The sequence below is a fragment of the Paenibacillus sp. S33 genome (genome assembly GCF_053615415.1).
In genome coordinates this window covers 938,700-956,192 of record NZ_JBSIEZ010000001.1, presented here as the reverse complement: position 1 = coordinate 956,192, position 17,493 = coordinate 938,700, and the positions used below count along the sequence as shown (strand labels likewise).

The window sequence follows — 17,493 nt, the reverse complement described above, 5'->3', positions numbered from 1 at the left end:
TCTGTTTATTCTACAGGAGTTATTAAAAATTGACTACTTTGATGTCAGGTATTTTTGAAAAACGTTTCATGGAACTATCTGGATGTGTAAACTTTAAAGAAGCCGTTTTGCCCCAGAATGCCAATAAGCCCCTGCCGCAAAAAGCGGACGGAAGCTTATTGTGTATTCTATAGTGTGTACCTATTTTTCAAGAAATAATAATGAACTAGAAAAGAATTTTGAAAATCAATCCAGATAACAGCGCAGCAATTGGTATCGTTATAACCCAAGTAATAATAATTCGACCGGCCAGCGACCAACGCACAGCGGAAAAACGCTTCGCAGAACCCACACCCAAAATAGCCGAAGTAATGGCATGAGTGGTACTTACGGGCAAATGAAGCAATGTAGCTGTGAAAATAACAGAGGCTCCCGAAATGTCGGCTGCGAATCCGTTAATTGGCTCGATTTTAAAAATCTTGGTTCCCATCGTCTTGATGATTTTCCAGCCCCCGATAGATGTACCCAGCGCCATGGCTGTTGCGGCTGAAATTTTCACCCACATGGGTACTTCCAAATGGTCCTGATACCCCGCCGAAACGAGTGCGAATGTAATAATCCCCATCGCCTTTTGAGCATCATTCGTACCATGCGTGAACGACTGAAGCGCTGCCGTAATGACCTGCATTGTACGAAACCCTTTGTTTACCGTATGCGGACTACGACGAGCGAAGATGTATTTTAAAATTATCATCACGATGTAACCGACAACAAAAGCAATCAACGGGGAGAAAATAAGTCCTTCGACAATCCCGATGAAGCCGCTCCAGTTTAATTTATCCGATCCCGCACCTACATACACCGCTCCAGCCAATGCACCAATTAGTGCATGAGAAGAGGATGAAGGAATACCGAACCACCAGGTTAAGAGGTTCCAGATAATCGCAGCGATCAGCGTCGCAATGACGATATCAATTCCATTCGTAAGCTTGGTTGGATCAGCGACACTTCCACCAATGGTCTTCGCAACGCCTGTAAACAATATTGCCCCGAGAAAGTTCATGACCGCAGCCATAATAATCGCACGTCGCGGGGTCAATGCACGGGTCGATACCGAAGTTGCAATCGCGTTCGCCGTATCATGAAAACCATTAATAAAATCAAATGCCAGAGCAAGAAAAATAACAATACCCAATACCAGTAAACTTGTATCCATGTAAAAGGACTCCCTTACGAGTTACGCATAATGATGGATTCCAGCATATTTGCAACATCCTCGCATGAATCCGTTGTCGTTTCAAGGCGTTCGTACAATTCTTTGCGTTTAATCAGTTCAATAGGGTCAGTTACAGTTGCAAACAGGTTTTTGATGCAAATACGCAATAATTCATCCCCCTGATTTTCCAAATCATTCAGGCGAATCGTGTATTCACGAATGGCCAGCAATTTTTTCTGCGAAAGCAAATGTACAGCTTTCTGAATTTCGTAAGCTGATTGACGCAGAATATCAGCGAACTGCACAATATACTCGTCCGGCTCCGTAATGTTGTACATATAAAAACGAGAAGCCGTCGCTTCAAGACCGTCCAACACATCATCCATGGTTGTTGTCAGTTCCATGATGTCGTCGCGTTCCAACGGCGTAATGAAGGTCTTGTTCAGCTCAGTAATAATCGTGTGTGTGTAATCATCACACTTATTTTCATACTTCTTCATTTCATTTGTAAACAAAGTCACATCCTGAAGATTTGAAGTATGTTGGGCAAAATAATCGGCTGCTTGCACGATCGTATCTGCCATATTTTCCAACGTCTCGAAGAATATATCCTTTTTCTTCAATCTCATAACGATTACCCCTTTACGAAAATATCCGCAACCTGTTTCGACTGCAATAGACAACCTTTGCTATCTTATCACACTCATCAATGTTTTTGTAATGTTTGTAAAAGCAAATTTCATGACATACGTATACAGTGCCCGACATGGAAGGTCATTATCCGACAATTTTTTCCTAAAAAGGTGTATTTCGTTTTCTAATTTGCTGCTATGGTTACATGTTCCTTTAGTGAAGTATCTGCAGGTACCACATGTATATAGGATGTACCTGGCGTTAACGGGATTTCAACCCCATTTTTCATAAAACGAATCGCATCGCCTGGTGTATGCTGCCACTCAGCCTGTATTAACTGTCCTTGTTGAAACACCATGGCCTCTCCACTGCCGTCCAGCTCAACACCTAATCTGCCCACATCATCCAACGTTCGATGTCTAGCGCTCATTACAATAACATTGGCTGCTGAGAGCTGTTGGTTATTATTTTGATCCACATGTGACTTTTCGTTCACAAAACGCTTATATTGTTGATTCGCTGGATCATAGGTATAAGATACTCGATAGCTTTTAAGCAAAAACCGAATTTGCAAAGATGCTGCTGTCTCGTCCACCATAACTGGGGTTTCACCGGATTTAAGGTAAGAATATACTGGAACGTCCGTATGCTTGGCATACCCTTTACTATCGCTTCCTTTGCGCAGTCTGTTCACGTCTGTGTATAAATTATGTGGAGGACGACGATCTTTGCTTCGCCAGAAGTAAGCCCCTCCATTTGAAATCTCATCCAGATGTTCCTTCCGTTGCTGCTGTAAAATCGCATAGGCATCTGTGCTTCCCCCTGCGTGTATAGGCAACGCACCATAGGTTTCGCCCAGCTCAATCAAATACGGTCGAATGCTACGGACCGGTCCGATCTTTACATCTCCACCATGACTTTGGAAAAAAGCGACCAGACGGGTAATCCCGCCTTCTGCAAGAACTTCATATACCATGTCTGCCTGGCTAAGCCCTGCCTGTGGACGTGCAGCCGGAGCATTGTTAATCATGACAGCGAGCGGCCGCTCCAAAATAGGCTGCTCCACCGGAAGACCGGTAAGCGGAGCTGTAAATGCCGGAATAGACTGCTCCTTCGGCGGTTCAAGTGCCTCCTTCTCTGTTACTTGCTTGGTCGGTTGGGGAACGGAATCAGATTCACCCGTATTGGACATAGCAGTACAAGACATCAGCGTCATGCATAACAGAGCTGAGGCCATCACACGCAACCAATGATTTCGTTGGGAAATGGGCCCGGACAAGTTCATCCCTCCACTTAGTTATTTTTCTCATTATAAGCTTTATTTCCTGTTTTTGTCTTGATTGAAGCGTAACCATTCTATAGAATACTTATCTAAAGACATTAAAATTTAAAAAATATTCAGACTTTGTGATTTTTATCACAAATAACTGTAACTGAACCTACTACAATAAAGGTGTAGCAAAGATGATCATCCCCAACAAAATGAAATACAACCAACATTATAGATTAAGAAAGAGGAGTGGTTTGAATGTTTAACAGCTGGTTACGTGAAAACAAAGTCGCAATGTGGTTGCTGACTGTAGTACGGGTTTATCTAGGTTATGAATGGATGACCCACGGACTTGAAAAGCTGACAGGTGGATTCGATGCAGGCGGATTTATCTCGGGGGCCATTGCTAAAACAGGTGGAGACCATCCCGCTGTACAAGGCTGGTGGGGATCGTTCCTGGAAGCCTTTGCCCTGCCGAATGTAGGTTTGTTCAACGTCCTGATCCCATTGGGTGAGTTCTTGGTCGGGGTTGGCCTGCTTCTCGGTACATTGACTACACTGGCTGCTTTGATGGCTATGGTTATGAACTTCTCGTTCCTGTTCTCGGGTACAGTAAGCACCAATGCAATCTACCTGCTGTTTGAAATCTTCCTTGTAGTTGCTGGTGCAAATGCCGGAAGAATTGGCTTTGACCGTTGGGTATTGCCCTTCCTGCGTGGACTGTTTCGTAAAAATAAAGATACCTTTCCAGCGGACCCTAGTCGAAAAATAGCTTAACCATCCCAAAATAACCGTTATCCTCCGGGATAATGGTTATTTTTTTTGCGCTGTTATGCTCACGATACACGTGCCTTCTAATTAATCGAAGACGCAAAATACACAAAAGAACTTCCATTCCCACACACCATGTGGATTCGGAAGTTCTTTTTTTACATTTACGTATCACTTTCTTGACCAAAAGCCCAACAATTGAGACTTAACGAGCCAAGGACATACGATTGAAAAAGCTTACGCGCGGAGCGCTCAAGATCCGCAGCCCCCATCGCATAAAACAAAGGTGAAAAATGCTCTATTCCATAAGAAGGTACCGCCTGTTTAGCATATGGAGCCTTCTTGTCATATTGGAATAGGTGACGCAAATTCCAGTCTTGAAGCTGCTGTGCAATCCAGTCATCATATTGAACGGCCCAATCGGCTGGCTCACTCGTCTGCTTGAGTGTCCGCAAGTTGTGGACCAATCCACCGCTACCGATAATCAAAATCCCTTGTTCTCGCAACGGCGCCAGCATCCGCCCAATCTCGTATTGCTCCTGGGGAGCGCGCCGAGAATCAATGGATAAGGGTACGACCGGTATGTCTGCATCAGGATATATATGCCGTAAAACCACCCATGCTCCATGATCCAGTCCTCGGTTCCGAACCGGCTGGTGGAACAGGTTATGCTGACTGAACAGATGCTTTATCTCCTCATACAGCTTTGGATCGCCTGGTGCAGGGTAATCAATTGAGTACATTTCTTCGGGAAAGCCATAGAAATCGTGCAACGCTGCATGCTGATCATCCGCGCCAATACATTGATCGGGGCTATCCCAATGCGCGGAAAAAATGACAATTCCTTTGGGTCGGGGCAGGCTCGCGCCCAGCTTTGCAAGAAAGCTGGTATATGCGTTATTTTCTACAGCCAGTGTCGGTGAACCATGCGCAACAAAAATTGAGGGTAATGTCATCGCTGCCAACCTCCACACGCCAGTATAGTGTTACTCTTCCATTTTACTCCGGCGGAGGCGCAATTTCCAATACAATCCGTTACACACTGAAATCAGATCATCCAGTGCTGCCAATCCCGTTGAATATTTTCCTGTTCATCCAGCCATTCAAGTGTTCGATCAATCAGCCGTTGCCGCTCTTTACCTGACGAGAAAGTGTGATCTCCCTGGAAAATAATCTCTTTATCACAGCGCCCCTCTGGACGCATCCAGAATATCTTTTGAAACAGAAATGCATAATCCACAGGAATAATATCATCCGAGGTGCCATGAACAACGAGCACATCTCCGTTAAATTTAACGGCCTCCTGGAACGGCTGAAATTGAGCTAACGACTCAAAATAAGCAGGCGTAAACTTATAGCCCAAATAGTCGGCATGACCGGTTTTAACAGACTCATCGTACACGCTTCGCTCCGTAATTTTGACGATGTCGTTGAACGGATAGCCCACTGCGGACCAAAGAACCAGATTTTGTACTCTCTTGTCCCGTACGGCTGTGAGAAGGGCTACCGCCCCCCCCAGACTGTGACCAATCAGCGTCACCTTGGTCGGGTCAATGTCCGCGCAATTGACGGCGTAATCCAACACGGTACGTGTCTGATTAATCATGGACTCTAACCCCTGCTTGCCATATTCACCTGTGCTTTCCCCACAACCGGCAAAATCAAAGCGCAGGACAAAGTATCCCCCTTCGGCCAGTTCACGCGCAGTCTTGACGAATAATCGATCTACTCCGATACGATTGCCTACAAAACCGTGACATATAACAACGAGAGGAACCCTTTTCTGACGCTCTCCCTCATTTGTACGGTTTGGATAATGAATTGTTGCTGCCAGTTCTTCATGTTCAAAGCGAATTCCAATTTGCCGTTCCATCCTGATTCCCCCTGTTTCAAGCTTCACTACACATTTATGAATTCAAACTCATATCGTAACGTGGAATATCCATCCAGGATATTCATTCACTTTAATTCCGATAAGATTAATAAGATTTTATAATAAAGTCAGTCTATCATCGCCCTGCTTCCTTGTCAACCTGTCAGTTCACATCGTAAAAAAAGTAAACAAATAGCGCTCCCCGATGCGATTCCGGAGAACGCTATACTACATTTATTAGAGTGACATTAAAGTAGACATTCGTTATTCGTAGCTGTTCCTAAACATTTGGTGGGTCTCCGTTCGTCCCTCCCACTCCAGCTTACAAGAGGCGCCGTTATGTTCATCCTCATGCCACAGGCTGCGGTAGTTCTGTGCACCTAGTTCACCCGCAAATTCTGTATCCTCAGCCACTTCGATATCGTCCAGTATACGGTACGTTGGAGATGATCCTTGAACGCTCCGGTGACTCACATTTGTAGACGAGGCCACCCCGCTATTCCCGTTCGAAGCGTTTGCCAGTCGTTTTTGGACTGAATAATCTGCCTGGTTCTCCAGTTTCATGATGCCACACCCCTTAACGTTTATATTCAGGTTGCTCTATGTGCTCACCCTGTATCCAGTTTGAGGAGAATGCAGCGGTAATATACATTTTATAGATAAAGTCTTTTGCCATCCGACGCTTCCTCACGTATACTGTCTTTGTTACGAAATGGCGGTTCCATCAGCCCGGGATACGCTCATAAAGCAGGAGGAAGAAATGAATAAAGCAAAAAATTATACGCTTATTGCATGGATTGCCTTGTCTATGTTTTTCTTGACACAGGCAATTATCGGATGGTTTGTCACCTTTACAGGTGGGGATATCAAACCCTTTGAAAAAATCAGCCTATCCACCCTTATCATCATCGCCGCAGGAGCCATTCTACTCGTTGAAGCTCTGATGAATTTTATGGACCGTCCCGAAGAAGGCGAGGAGACACAACAGCCAGACCATGCCCCTGCAAAGCCCCAGATGAATCTTAAATCCATCTTGATGTATGTTGTGTTAGTTGTCGTGATTCTTGTCGCCGGACTGGCGCTGCGCAGTGTACTGCCAGTATTCAGAATCTCACCTTGGGTGAATTTAATTCTCGCCGCCATTGGATTTATTGGACTCAAACCGATTTTTCTGCGTAAAAAACGTTCATAACCCGCAATTCTCATTATATGGAGCTGCCTCATTTTGGATCGCAGCAGCTCCTTTTCATTTCGATCAGGCAACCGACTTACAGCTGGGGTGTGCGCCAAAAAGCCGTATTCCTGGCCTGCAAGAAGCTGCACGGGGGAATACGGCTTGATATACTTTAGAACTTATTTGGAAAATAGTTGTTCTGCATTATCCAGAGCAATTTTATGTCCCATCGCGGAATAGTCCAGCCAAGGTTGTCCGTCCAACATGTAGACATGCCCTTGCTTCACCGCCTTGAGACCTTGCCATACTGTATTTCCTTCCAGCTGCTTGTATACCTTTTGGGCATCCGCGCCTTTACTAATGATAACAAGGATCGCATCAGCATCATAATCCGGTAAAACCTCTTGGGAAACAACCTGATAAGCCTTGTTGATCTTTTCTACACCTTTGGCTGGCTTCAAGCCCAAGTCCTGATACAACAGCGGCCCTACCGGACGCTTCATCCCCATAACACGGACCTCTTTCGCCGTCACACGTACAGCCATAACCGTTCCGTCCCCAATTTTTGAATGAATCAGCTTTTCGACTCGTTCCTTCTGTGTATCATAATCTTTTAGAAATGCGTCTGCCTGTGCTTCATGTTTGACCATAACGGCTATTTTTTTTAATTGATCCTTCCATGTGCCTTCATCCAGATCAAAAACTTCGGTTGGCGCAATTTTTTCAAATTTGGCCACATCGGTTCCCGAATATTTTTTATCCAAGAAAATATGATCAGGTTGAAGCTCCAGTACCGCTTCCATATCCGGGTCTGTGACAACACCTAGCTTACGGGTATTTTGAAGACGATCTTTTACATGGGGCAGAAAATCCTTCACATCTCCACCAATGACCGAACCAGCCGGAGTAATGCCCAATGCCAGCAGGTTGTTCGTCAAATGAATAGACATCGAAGCAATACGCGAATCCGCACTAATGGTTGTCTGCGCACTGCCAGCCGCTTTCGTATCGGTAGCCTGTTTGTCGGCTGCTTGTCCGCAAGCGGACAGCATGATCATGCATACAACAAGAGTTGTGACTACCCATGAACGTTTAAAACCTGAACCCTCAAATTTGTGCTTTCTCATGATTACTCTCTCCTATGCCACAGAAACTCTACATTATAATGATCAATATAGAAGGCTTCTACTTAGTTATTAATTTCAGCGGGTTGTATCATTTACACCATATGATTTCATATGTACCTAATTCCTTCTGTCATTTTGTTCGGGACAGCAGGAATAAAAAATACGGAGCTCCTACCACAGCAACCACCACACCTGCGGGAATCGCATTCGGCTGAAACACCGAACGCCCAATCGTGTCTGCGGTGACCAGAATGACGACCCCGACCAAACAAGCTACTGGCAGCAAATGCTGGTACATCGGCCCAACCAGACGGCGAGCCAGATGAGGTGCAATCAGCCCAATAAAACCGATGCCTCCGACCATGGATACGCTGGCACTGGATAGAGCCACGGCTGCGCCCAGCAGTAATAGGCGCTGGCGCTTCACACTTGTGCCGATTCCAGCTGCGGTCTCGTCGCCCAACGACAGGTTGTTCAGACTACGCGTCTGCGACAGAACGTAGGGTAAAACAATGACTATCCAAGGCAGCAAAGCCGCTGCATGTATCCAGTCCCGGCCCCAAACGCTGCCAGCCAACCAACGTGCAGTAAATGCGTACGTATCCTCATCCAACCGCAACGACCAATACAGCGTTATGGCGCTAAGACCCGAGGCTACACCGATGCCGGACAAAATCAGACGCACGGGCACGATTCCTCTGCTGCGGCTATAGGACAACAAAACAATCAGCACGGCCGCAATGACACCTCCTGCAAAGGTAAACAAGGGGATCAGAACGGCGGCTGATCCGTCCAGATCGCGAAAAAAGCTAACGAACATTACCAGCCCCAACGCCGCCCCTGCGTGAAGTCCCAGAACTCCGGGATCAGCGAGTGCGTTCCGTGACAAGCCTTGCATGACCGCCCCGGCTGCACCTAGTCCCGCTCCAGCCAGCACTGTTACAACGATACGAGGCAAACGATACTCGAACAGAACGATATGATCACGTCCACTGCCACCGCCAAACAACGTATCCAGCACGCGTAGCGGTGGAATACGAATCGTTCCGGTATTCAAACCCAAAACAAGGACGGCAAAGCTGATCACCGCCAATACCAAACAAACGAGCCAAGCCTTTGTCGTCCTTGTATCCCCGGTCCCTAAAGAGCGTCTCACTATAAATCCCTCCTTTCCTTACGGGCGAGAAAGAGGAAAAAGGGTACTCCGATAAAAGACACCATAATTCCGATAGCTAGCTCCTCTGGTGGATTTGCCATTCTCGCTCCCAAATCTGCCAGCACCAGTAGCACGGCTCCCAATAACGCAGACAGCGGCACGATCTGGCGATAATCCACACCGATTAGCTTGCGAGCGATATGTGGGATAACCAAACCTACAAAGCCGATGGCTCCGGCAGCCGATACAGAGAGTCCAGCCAGTACTACTACAGTCAGCAGACCCAAAAGCCGGATACGCCTGAGATTCAACCCAAGGTTTAACGCCACCTCATCGCCCATCGAAATCAGCGAAATGGAACGTGCCAGCCCCATAGACCAGGCGATCACCATAAGTAAAATCGGTGCAAGAATCTCAAGCTGCGACCATTTAATCCCGGCTACACCACCCGCATACCAGAAGGCTAAATCCTGACTTAGATCAAAATAAATCGCAATCCCCGAAGTCATGGAACCTAACAAGGCAGCCGTCACAGCTCCAGACACCGTCAATCTCATCGGTGTCAATCCTCCCGGTGCAGATGCTCCCAGACCAAATACTAGTAAGGTACTCATCAGCGCCCCCAGGAACGACAATACAATTAACGTCCCATAAGGTAGATTGGGGAAAAAGGCAAAACTCACAGCAACTACAAACATCGCTCCTGCGTTAATGCCCAGCACACCTGTATCTCCCAGCGGGTTGCGTGTAATACCCTGAATCAGAGAGCCTGCCACCGCCAGCGCAGCTCCAATAACAGCTGCACCCAGTACACGCGGTAATCTCAGCTCGTGAATGATCTGATGTGTCATTAGCGAACGATCATAGTGAAATACTGCCGACCACACGGTGCTTACGGTCAAGTCCTTGGCTCCGAGAGAAATGGCGGCGAATATGGCCAAAGCCAACAATACTGCCGAAGCTGTGAACAACAACGCCTGCCGAATCCTACCCGCTCGAAGAACTGGAGGTGCTGTTATGACTACTTTAGGAACTTCCCTCTCTGTCAGAGCTGTATGTTTGTCCATGCTGTCTTTAGACTGCATTTGGTGAGGTCACTCCCTCCGTACCTGAAAATCATCACATCTTTCATAACGATAATGATAATTATTATCAACTTGATACATAATAGCATGTTTCTATGACATTGCAAGCCAAAAACTGTTCCCCTTAGAAGGAACAGTTTTTGAATATATCTATATGATTTTACTACACAGGTGACTCCAAACGGTACTCTCTTTAGTACGTAGGCCAGCCTGCCGAATCCCATTTCAAATCACTAATCAGAAGCTTTGGATTTCCACCATCAGTGGCATCATAGGCATGACGTGCAATCACACTGTTGTTATAGACAGATTGTCCACCCGGTCCCCTCCAACGGTCATTCCCCGCATCCAGTATCGTTCCACCGCCATCCATCAAGCTTTTTCCGCTCTTGTCCACATACGGTCCGGTAATACTAGTAGAGCGACCGTAAATAATCTTATAATTACTGTCTACGCCTTTGCAGCAGTTATCAATGGAAGCAAATAGATAATAATAGCCGTCGCGGTATGTAACATGTGGCGCTTCCAAACCACCAGCCGTACGCTTGGCGATAGAATAGATCTGGCCCGTAGGCTTCATCGTATTTTTATCCAGTCGAGTCACTTTCAAGCCTGAATTCCATGAACCAAAGGAAAGCCACGGGTTACCGGAAGCGTCAATGACGAGATTCGGGTCAATGGCATTGTAATCGTTAGCATCCGTCGTACGCATCACTAGTCCATCATCTCTCCAGCTCCCCGCGCCAATACTCGTTGCGGAGGCTAGTCCGATAGCCGAGGTCCGGGCACCAAAAGTAGAAATGGAATAGTACAGCCATACCCGTCCATTATACTTTTGAGCATCCGGTGCCCATACATCGTTAGGCTTTTGCTTAGGTACATACGATTTCCACCATGATGGCGGCGACAGGAATATTTGCGGCAATCTGTAAAAATTGCGTCCGTCGTCCGATCTTTGAACCTGTATCCCCTGCCCTGTGGAGAAAATATACCATGCGTTGCCTTCCTTCGTAATGGACGGATCATGCACTGCCACATCGCCAGTTAACGCCCAATGCTCTGCGGATGCAGATGGCATCACTGACAGCATTAGAGCAGCCGAGGTTACGGCAGCAAACGCCGTTCGGGTCAATTTACTCTGTACTGATTTTTTCCATGCTTTCAACATTCCTTCGCACCTCCGAATGAGTATCTTATAATGAAATTCAGGTGACACACCTATTACATTAGTGTTTATACTTATGAAGTTACCCATATATTAACCTATCACATTCAATTTTGTAAACGCTTTATTTCAAATAAAAAGAAATTTATAAACTATGCATTATACATAAAAAGGAGCCCGTAGGCTCCTTTTCAAATTAACATATTAAATAGATTTTCGTTTTTGTTCAGTTCCGTATATTTAAGCCCCTTGCGGTTCATTCGTTCAATTAAAGGAAGATAGTCTTCCTTGTGGAACAGCTCAATGCCGACCAGAGCTGGTCCATTTTCCTTATCATTCTTTTTCGTATATTCAAACCTAGTAATATCGTCGTCCGGTCCAAGCACATCCTGTAGAAACTCACGCAGTGCCCCGGCTCTTTGCGGGAAATTCACCATAAAATAATGCTTCAGTCCTTCGTAAATTAGGGACCGTTCCTTAATCTCCTGCATACGATCTATATCGTTGTTACCACCGCTGACGATACAGACAACCGTTTTGCCTTGAATTTGCTCGCGATACAGATCAAGTGCTGCCACAGGCAGTGAACCCGCAGGCTCCACAACAATCGCATTTTCATTATACAACTCCAGAATCGCGGTACATGCTTTACCTTCTGGTACCTTCACAATATCGTCCAAGGTATGTTTACAAATATCGAATGTCAGCTGACCCACACGCTTCACCGCAGCTCCGTCAACAAACTTGTCTATTTGATCCAGTGTAACCACCTTGTGCAAACGCATCGCTTCCGTCATCGACGCCGCGCCGAGGGGCTCCACGCCAATTACCTTGGTGGACGGACTCACGGTTTTAACATACGTACCTACGCCTGCCGCCAAACCGCCGCCGCCAATCGTTACGAACACATAGTCCATAGGTGTATCTAGGCTCTCCATCACTTCCATCGCAATCGTACCATTGCCCGCAATAATTTTCGGCTGATCGAACGGATGGATGAAGGTCATTGCCTGCTCGCTGCACACCTTCATGGCCTCATCATAAGCATCGTCAAACGTGTCTCCGGTCAGAATGACCTCTACACTGTTACCGCCAAAGCGACGAACCTGCTTCACCTTCTGATTAGGCGTTGTACTCGGCATAAATATTTTACCGTGGATACCAAGTGCATTACATGAAAAAGCCACACCTTGCGCATGATTCCCTGCACTCGCACACACGATGCCTTTTTCCATTTGCTCAGGGGTCAAACTGCGGATCATGTTGTAAGCTCCACGGATTTTAAAGGACCGCACGACTTGGAGATCCTCTCTTTTCAGATACACATTACAGTTATATTTGGCCGATAGGACGGCATCCCTCTGTAAAGGTGTACGTACAATCACCTCACGCAGCATATGATGCGCTCGTACAATATCCTCCATGCCAACGGCTGACGTCATGGCCGGGTCAGTTTTCTGGGTTTCTGTTGGTTCCATAGGTTCTCCACGCTCCGCCTGAATATTTCTGTATTTGAAATCTTTCAAATATCATACCACGTTTACCCATAGCTTGTGCAGATGATAGTCATGAAAATGAGAATGAAAATCAATCGAATCTAAAAAAAGGCAGACCGGGACAATGCCCGATCAGCCTTTTCTGACGTTGCATATTTCTTGTACTCCGTTGCTCTATTTAATACCTTTCCGATTATCCTTTTACTCCGCCTGCCGTCATCCCTTCAATAAAGTAACGCTGGAAGAACAGGAACACGACGAGAATCGGTAAAATAGCCAAAACGGACCCCGCGATCAGCACATCATAATTGTTGCCATATGGCGTCAGCAGACTGGACAGTCCAATTGGCAGTGTCAGCATGTCGTTGGTACGCAATACAATCATCGGCCAGAGGAAGTTATTCCAACTGTTCATCGCCTGCAAAATAGCCATTGCCGCAAATGCAGGCGCCATCAGAGGCATCATAATCCGTACGAAAATGCCATATTCTGAACAGCCGTCAACCCGCGCAGCATCCATGAAGTCCTTGGGAACACCACTCAAATATTGACGGAAGAAAAAGATCGGGATCGGCGCAACGACAAATGGTAGAATTACACCCCATACCGTATTGATCAGCTTCATGCCGATCATTAGCTTGTAGAGCGGCAGCATGATAATTTCTACCGGGATCATCATCACAACCAGCACCAGTGTGAAAATCACATTTTTCAATCTAAAACGGTACATCTCCAGACCATAACCTACCATCGCGGACAATATCAGACATAACACCGTAAACAAGACGGTAATGACAATACTGTTCCAGTACCATTGAAAATAATCCGTCGTCCCCTGAAAGATGAACGCATAGTTTTTCAGGGACATGATGTCCCACTCCAGCTTAAGATTCAATCCGTAGCGCAATAGCTCCGTCGATGGCTTGAACGAGGCAAGCGTCACAGCAAATAGCGGAAACAGGGCAAACCCGGCAAACAGAATGAATAGGACAACGAGCAATGCGGATAACGAGCCTTTTTGTTTCTGAGCCATCGCTTAATCCTCCTTCCGGAACATGCCGAAAAATTTGAGCTGGATCAGGTTCAGCACTAGTGTAAATACGAGCAATACAATGCCCACTGCAGCTCCGAAGCCCATACTGTTCTGCTCCAGACCTTGGCGATAGAGATAGCCAACAATTGTTAAACCAATATCGTTCGGGGAGTTATTTCCGTTCCACAACATGTAGCTCTCCGTGAACATGGACAACCCCGCATAAATGCTAATCGTAAATACGTAGATCGTTACTGGTTTCAGCATAGGAATCGTAATCCGCCAAAATGAATCGAAACGACTGGCTCCATCAATCTGCGCAGCCTCATACAACTCAGGAGGAATGTTCTGGAGTCCCGACATGTAGTACAACATATTTACGCCCAACCATCTCCACAAGGCCAGCACAATCAACGCTAAAAAGCCGGTGTTCGCATTCATTAGCCATTTGTAAGGCTCCAGACCGAATACCCCCAACAGGGAGTTCATCAGCGAACCATCCAATTCCCCGAACATGAGGCGGAAGATCGTTCCTGCTACCACCACCGAGGTTAGTGCAGGTATAAACATCACGGAGCGAAACAACCCTCTGCCCGGCATTTTAGGCGAATTCAGCAATACTGCCAATACCAGCGGCAGAGGAATCAGCACGACTAGTGTAAGCAGCGTATACAGTACGCTGTTCAATATCGCCTTTCCAAACGTAGGATTGATTAAGTCCTTATAATTTTCCAGTCCAACATAAGTTGTTATCCCTGGCAGGACTTCCTGAAAGCTCATAATGACCGTCGAGATGACTGGATAGGCAAAAAATAGCGCAAAGGACAGTGAAAATGGAAGGACAAACACATACGGTGCCGTACGGCTGGAATGAATAAAGCGACTCCATCGGCTTCTGGTCGGACGCTGAGGTTGTGGCGGCTGACCTGTCGGTACATTAGCGTTCGTATGAACGGGCGTTGCCATGAATCTCACTCCCTTTCCTGTTGGGGTCTATCTCAGTTCATCTGCCAGCTCATGTAGCACCGTGGCTGGATCTTCGCCATTCTGTAGTGTCCGATAAAGTATTTTATTGCGCACAGCACTGGCAATATCAGGTGTTTTCGGTCCGATATGCACCGCATTGATTTCATCTTTGACTTCGATGAGCGTGTCAAAAATATTCGTTCCGAAATACTCCGTAAATTTATTCTTGGCTTTGGCTTCCGGCATGGTCCACACTTCACTGCGGATGGGATCAAAACCAAGCTGCTTCCAGATCTCCACATTCCCTTGCTTGGATAGCTTGGCAAAGGCTAGAAAGCGCATCGCCAGATCTTGGTGCTCTGATTGGTTCGTGACTACTGTTCCGGTTCCGCCCATACCCGCTGAGCGAAAACCGCCTTTTTCCCACGCTGGCATGGGTCTGATGATGATTTTCCCTTTCAGGTCAGGCATGTAATCCGTAAAACGTCCCATATACCACATCGGCATCCATACCGAAGCGGCCCCACCTTTGTTCATAAACCCGTAGTATTCCTCCATGTGGTGCCCGCCGCCTGGTGCGGGAATAGCGATTTTGTCTTTTACCATCTGCTGAAGAAACTCGAGTGTTTTAATATTCGTTTCGTTATCCAGCGTTAACTCGCCCTTGTCATCCAGAAAATCCGAATTCTGCTGGGAGATCATCGGCCAATAGTTCCACAGGTCATTCGTTTCCAGGGTCGCCATCGGCTTGCCTGTTTTCGCCAGCACTTGCTTGCCTGCAGCAGCATAGTCTGCCCAGGTGACGATGGAATCCGGGTCTACCCCCGCCTGATCCAAAATTTCTTTATTGTAATACATCACTTCGGCCCCGACATGGAAATCAATACCGTAATACTTCCCGTCTTTACCGTAAATCTGTACTCTGGAAGGCACAATGTTTTTGATCTCTGGGTCAATTACCGGATTGAGTGGGACCAGTTGCGGTATCCCTTTGAGGAAATTACCGATCTTGTTCACCTCGATATCCGCGATATCCGGCGCTCCCACCCCTGATTGCAGCGCAATCGACAGCTTGCTGTGGTGGTTGTCATAGGGGAATGTATTCGCTTTCAAATTAATCAGTTCATCAGGGTGCTGTTGGTTCCATTGGTCAGCCATTTGCAGAAAAAACTTCTCATGCAGTTCATTGAACGTCCATAATACAAGTTCTGTTCCCGGCCCATCCTTTTCATCGGTCTTGAAAGAACAGCCTTGCAGCAGTCCAGCCATCAAAACCACCGCCATAAGCATCAAAGCCATGCTTTTTCTTCGCAGCAGCATATCCTTCCCCCTTCGCATGATGAAATCCTAATTCATAAATGATTGCGCTTTCTTTTATTATTTAACATCAATACAAATTAGTTTACAACAACATTATTTATAAAATATTTATTTTCAATGCAGATTAGCGTCCCCCTTGCATTATAGGGGGAAAATGAATTGTATGAGGCTATGATGATTTTTGCATAAAAAAACGACCCAATTCCAATTGAAACTCGGAATTGGGTCGCGCTTTTTAAATTATTCTTGCGAATGTGCTGCTTCGTCCTTCACTTCTTCCCGAAATGATCTAATACTTTCTTTACGACGATTATTTTTTTCTTCGATCTGCTTACGCTCCTCGTTGCTGATTTCAGAGGAAAATTCGTTTAGATATCCTTCAGCTTCATGCAGGTTCTGCTGTGTGTTCTGAATACTTTGTTGCAAATGTTCAACATTGTCGGCTCGATTATCTGGTTTTGCCATTCGTTTGTCGCCTCCTAATAATGGGGTCGCTCAGTAGAGCGCTAATCCGTAGCTTGATCGCTATCGGATCATTTTATGCATTAAAATGCTCCCCAAACCACTTTCCTGCGGCTTCGGCTTCAGTCCGCGTCAATTGATGACCATTGCGTTCCCAATATGCTTCCACCTGCGCTCCGGCCCCTTCCAATAATGCTTGCAGCTCCTGAGATTCCGAAATCGGAACAATGGGATCATTCTCACCGGAAGATAAAAATACAGGGATACCATTCAAAGCGGGCAAATCCAGCCCACGCAACGGCACCATTGCATGGTGTAAAATAGCTCCACGTAACGCTTTTGCATCGTGAAAGAGCATGCTGGCGGCTATGTTTGCACCATTGGAATAGCCAAGAGCCACCACGTTATTACGATCAAAATCGTATTGCTCTGCAGCTGTATCCACAAATTCGCTCAATTCTTTGGTGCGAAATACGAGATCCTCAATGTCGAACACTCCTTCTGCCAAACGGCGAAAGAAACGCGGCATCCCATTTTCCAGCACATTTCCTCTCACGCCTAATACAGAAGCTCCCGGTGCTACCATCTCAGCCAAAGGTATCAGGTCTTGTTCGTTCCCGCCTGTACCATGCAACAGCAAAATAACTGGGGCTTGCGGATGAGTTCCTTTACGAAATACGTGTTTCATTTATATTTCCTCCTCAATTTTCTTTAAATTAAGATTCTTATTTTTATTATAAATTAATTATAGCCAACTTCGCTGCCTT

At 46.3% G+C, this 17,493-nt stretch carries 19 protein-coding genes; 3 read left to right on the top strand and 16 right to left on the bottom strand.

Annotation, left to right across the window (positions count from 1 at the left end; translation table 11 throughout):
* Positions 1 to 29 precede the first annotated feature (29 nt).
* A complete protein-coding gene (locus tag ACWGXJ_RS04500) occupies positions 30 to 173 on the top strand; it encodes a hypothetical protein (protein WP_322174396.1) in 144 nt (47 codons plus the stop codon).
* A 32-nt stretch (positions 174 to 205) separates the two neighbouring features.
* Here ACWGXJ_RS04500 and ACWGXJ_RS04495 read toward each other — a convergent pair whose 3' ends face one another.
* The 3 genes from ACWGXJ_RS04495 to ACWGXJ_RS04485 all read right to left on the bottom strand — a co-directional run bounded on the left by ACWGXJ_RS04495 (position 206) and on the right by ACWGXJ_RS04485 (position 3,107).
* Positions 206 to 1,195, bottom strand: a complete 990-nt coding sequence (locus ACWGXJ_RS04495; RefSeq protein ID WP_039272398.1) for an inorganic phosphate transporter — start codon at positions 1,193 to 1,195, stop codon at positions 206 to 208.
* 14 nt (positions 1,196 to 1,209) lie between these two features.
* Positions 1,210 to 1,824 carry a DUF47 domain-containing protein gene (locus ACWGXJ_RS04490; protein ID WP_007428879.1) on the bottom strand — a complete coding sequence of 205 codons (615 nt, stop codon included), beginning with the start codon at positions 1,822 to 1,824 and terminating at the stop codon, positions 1,210 to 1,212.
* Between the two features lie 188 nt (positions 1,825 to 2,012).
* Entirely contained in the window at positions 2,013 to 3,107 is a 1,095-nt protein-coding gene (locus tag ACWGXJ_RS04485; protein ID WP_452566280.1) for a DUF3048 domain-containing protein, read from the bottom strand.
* A 249-nt stretch (positions 3,108 to 3,356) separates the two neighbouring features.
* On the opposite strand from ACWGXJ_RS04485, the gene ACWGXJ_RS04480 reads away from it, so the two are divergent.
* Positions 3,357 to 3,875: a DoxX family membrane protein gene (locus ACWGXJ_RS04480; protein WP_023987083.1), complete on the top strand. Its 519-nt coding sequence runs from the start codon at positions 3,357 to 3,359 to the stop codon at positions 3,873 to 3,875.
* Between the two features lie 158 nt (positions 3,876 to 4,033).
* Here ACWGXJ_RS04480 and ACWGXJ_RS04475 read toward each other — a convergent pair whose 3' ends face one another.
* From ACWGXJ_RS04475 to ACWGXJ_RS04465, 3 genes are all read right to left on the bottom strand, one after another.
* The gene (locus ACWGXJ_RS04475) at positions 4,034 to 4,825 is read right to left on the bottom strand and encodes a dioxygenase family protein (protein ID WP_452566279.1); all 792 of its coding nucleotides are present in this window, start codon (positions 4,823 to 4,825) and stop codon (positions 4,034 to 4,036) included.
* A gap of 92 nt (positions 4,826 to 4,917) precedes the next feature.
* Complete coding sequence (locus ACWGXJ_RS04470) at positions 4,918 to 5,742, bottom strand: alpha/beta hydrolase (protein ID WP_452566278.1); 825 nt, start codon at positions 5,740 to 5,742, stop codon at positions 4,918 to 4,920.
* Between the two features lie 264 nt (positions 5,743 to 6,006).
* Complete coding sequence (locus tag ACWGXJ_RS04465; RefSeq protein WP_013308832.1) at positions 6,007 to 6,306, bottom strand: hypothetical protein; 300 nt, start codon at positions 6,304 to 6,306, stop codon at positions 6,007 to 6,009.
* Positions 6,307 to 6,502: 196 nt separating this feature from the next.
* Here ACWGXJ_RS04465 and ACWGXJ_RS04460 point away from each other — a divergent pair, with 196 nt between their 5' ends.
* Positions 6,503 to 6,934 carry a hypothetical protein gene (locus tag ACWGXJ_RS04460; RefSeq protein WP_322174400.1) on the top strand — a complete coding sequence of 144 codons (432 nt, stop codon included), beginning with the start codon at positions 6,503 to 6,505 and terminating at the stop codon, positions 6,932 to 6,934.
* Positions 6,935 to 7,095: 161 nt separating this feature from the next.
* Here ACWGXJ_RS04460 and ACWGXJ_RS04455 read toward each other — a convergent pair whose 3' ends face one another.
* The 10 genes from ACWGXJ_RS04455 to ACWGXJ_RS04410 all read right to left on the bottom strand — a co-directional run bounded on the left by ACWGXJ_RS04455 (position 7,096) and on the right by ACWGXJ_RS04410 (position 17,414).
* Entirely contained in the window at positions 7,096 to 8,043 is a 948-nt protein-coding gene (locus ACWGXJ_RS04455) for an ABC transporter substrate-binding protein (protein WP_254327210.1), read from the bottom strand.
* Between the two features lie 130 nt (positions 8,044 to 8,173).
* Positions 8,174 to 9,199, bottom strand: a complete 1,026-nt coding sequence (locus tag ACWGXJ_RS04450) for a FecCD family ABC transporter permease (RefSeq protein WP_452566277.1) — start codon at positions 9,197 to 9,199, stop codon at positions 8,174 to 8,176.
* Entirely contained in the window at positions 9,199 to 10,218 is a 1,020-nt protein-coding gene (locus ACWGXJ_RS04445; protein ID WP_420488441.1) for a FecCD family ABC transporter permease, read from the bottom strand. The genes ACWGXJ_RS04450 and ACWGXJ_RS04445 overlap by 1 nt, the downstream gene beginning before the upstream one ends.
* A 259-nt stretch (positions 10,219 to 10,477) precedes the next feature.
* On the bottom strand, positions 10,478 to 11,452 hold the full coding sequence (locus ACWGXJ_RS04440; protein WP_452566276.1) for a glycoside hydrolase family 43 protein: 975 nt from the start codon (positions 11,450 to 11,452) through the stop codon (positions 10,478 to 10,480).
* Between the two features lie 188 nt (positions 11,453 to 11,640).
* A complete protein-coding gene (ilvA, locus tag ACWGXJ_RS04435) occupies positions 11,641 to 12,927 on the bottom strand; it encodes a threonine ammonia-lyase IlvA (protein ID WP_452566275.1) in 1,287 nt (428 codons plus the stop codon).
* Positions 12,928 to 13,138: 211 nt separating this feature from the next.
* Positions 13,139 to 13,978, bottom strand: coding sequence for a carbohydrate ABC transporter permease (locus ACWGXJ_RS04430; protein ID WP_029517136.1), 840 nt, complete (start codon positions 13,976 to 13,978; stop codon positions 13,139 to 13,141).
* Between the two features lie 3 nt (positions 13,979 to 13,981).
* On the bottom strand, positions 13,982 to 14,944 hold the full coding sequence (locus tag ACWGXJ_RS04425; protein WP_452566274.1) for a carbohydrate ABC transporter permease: 963 nt from the start codon (positions 14,942 to 14,944) through the stop codon (positions 13,982 to 13,984).
* Positions 14,945 to 14,971: 27 nt separating this feature from the next.
* The gene (locus ACWGXJ_RS04420; RefSeq protein WP_235307292.1) at positions 14,972 to 16,264 is read right to left on the bottom strand and encodes an ABC transporter substrate-binding protein; all 1,293 of its coding nucleotides are present in this window, start codon (positions 16,262 to 16,264) and stop codon (positions 14,972 to 14,974) included.
* Between the two features lie 240 nt (positions 16,265 to 16,504).
* A complete protein-coding gene (gene tlp / locus ACWGXJ_RS04415; protein WP_013308822.1) occupies positions 16,505 to 16,729 on the bottom strand; it encodes a small acid-soluble spore protein Tlp in 225 nt (74 codons plus the stop codon).
* A gap of 73 nt (positions 16,730 to 16,802) precedes the next feature.
* Complete coding sequence (locus ACWGXJ_RS04410; protein ID WP_061830865.1) at positions 16,803 to 17,414, bottom strand: alpha/beta hydrolase; 612 nt, start codon at positions 17,412 to 17,414, stop codon at positions 16,803 to 16,805.
* Positions 17,415 to 17,493: the final 79 nt, after the last annotated feature.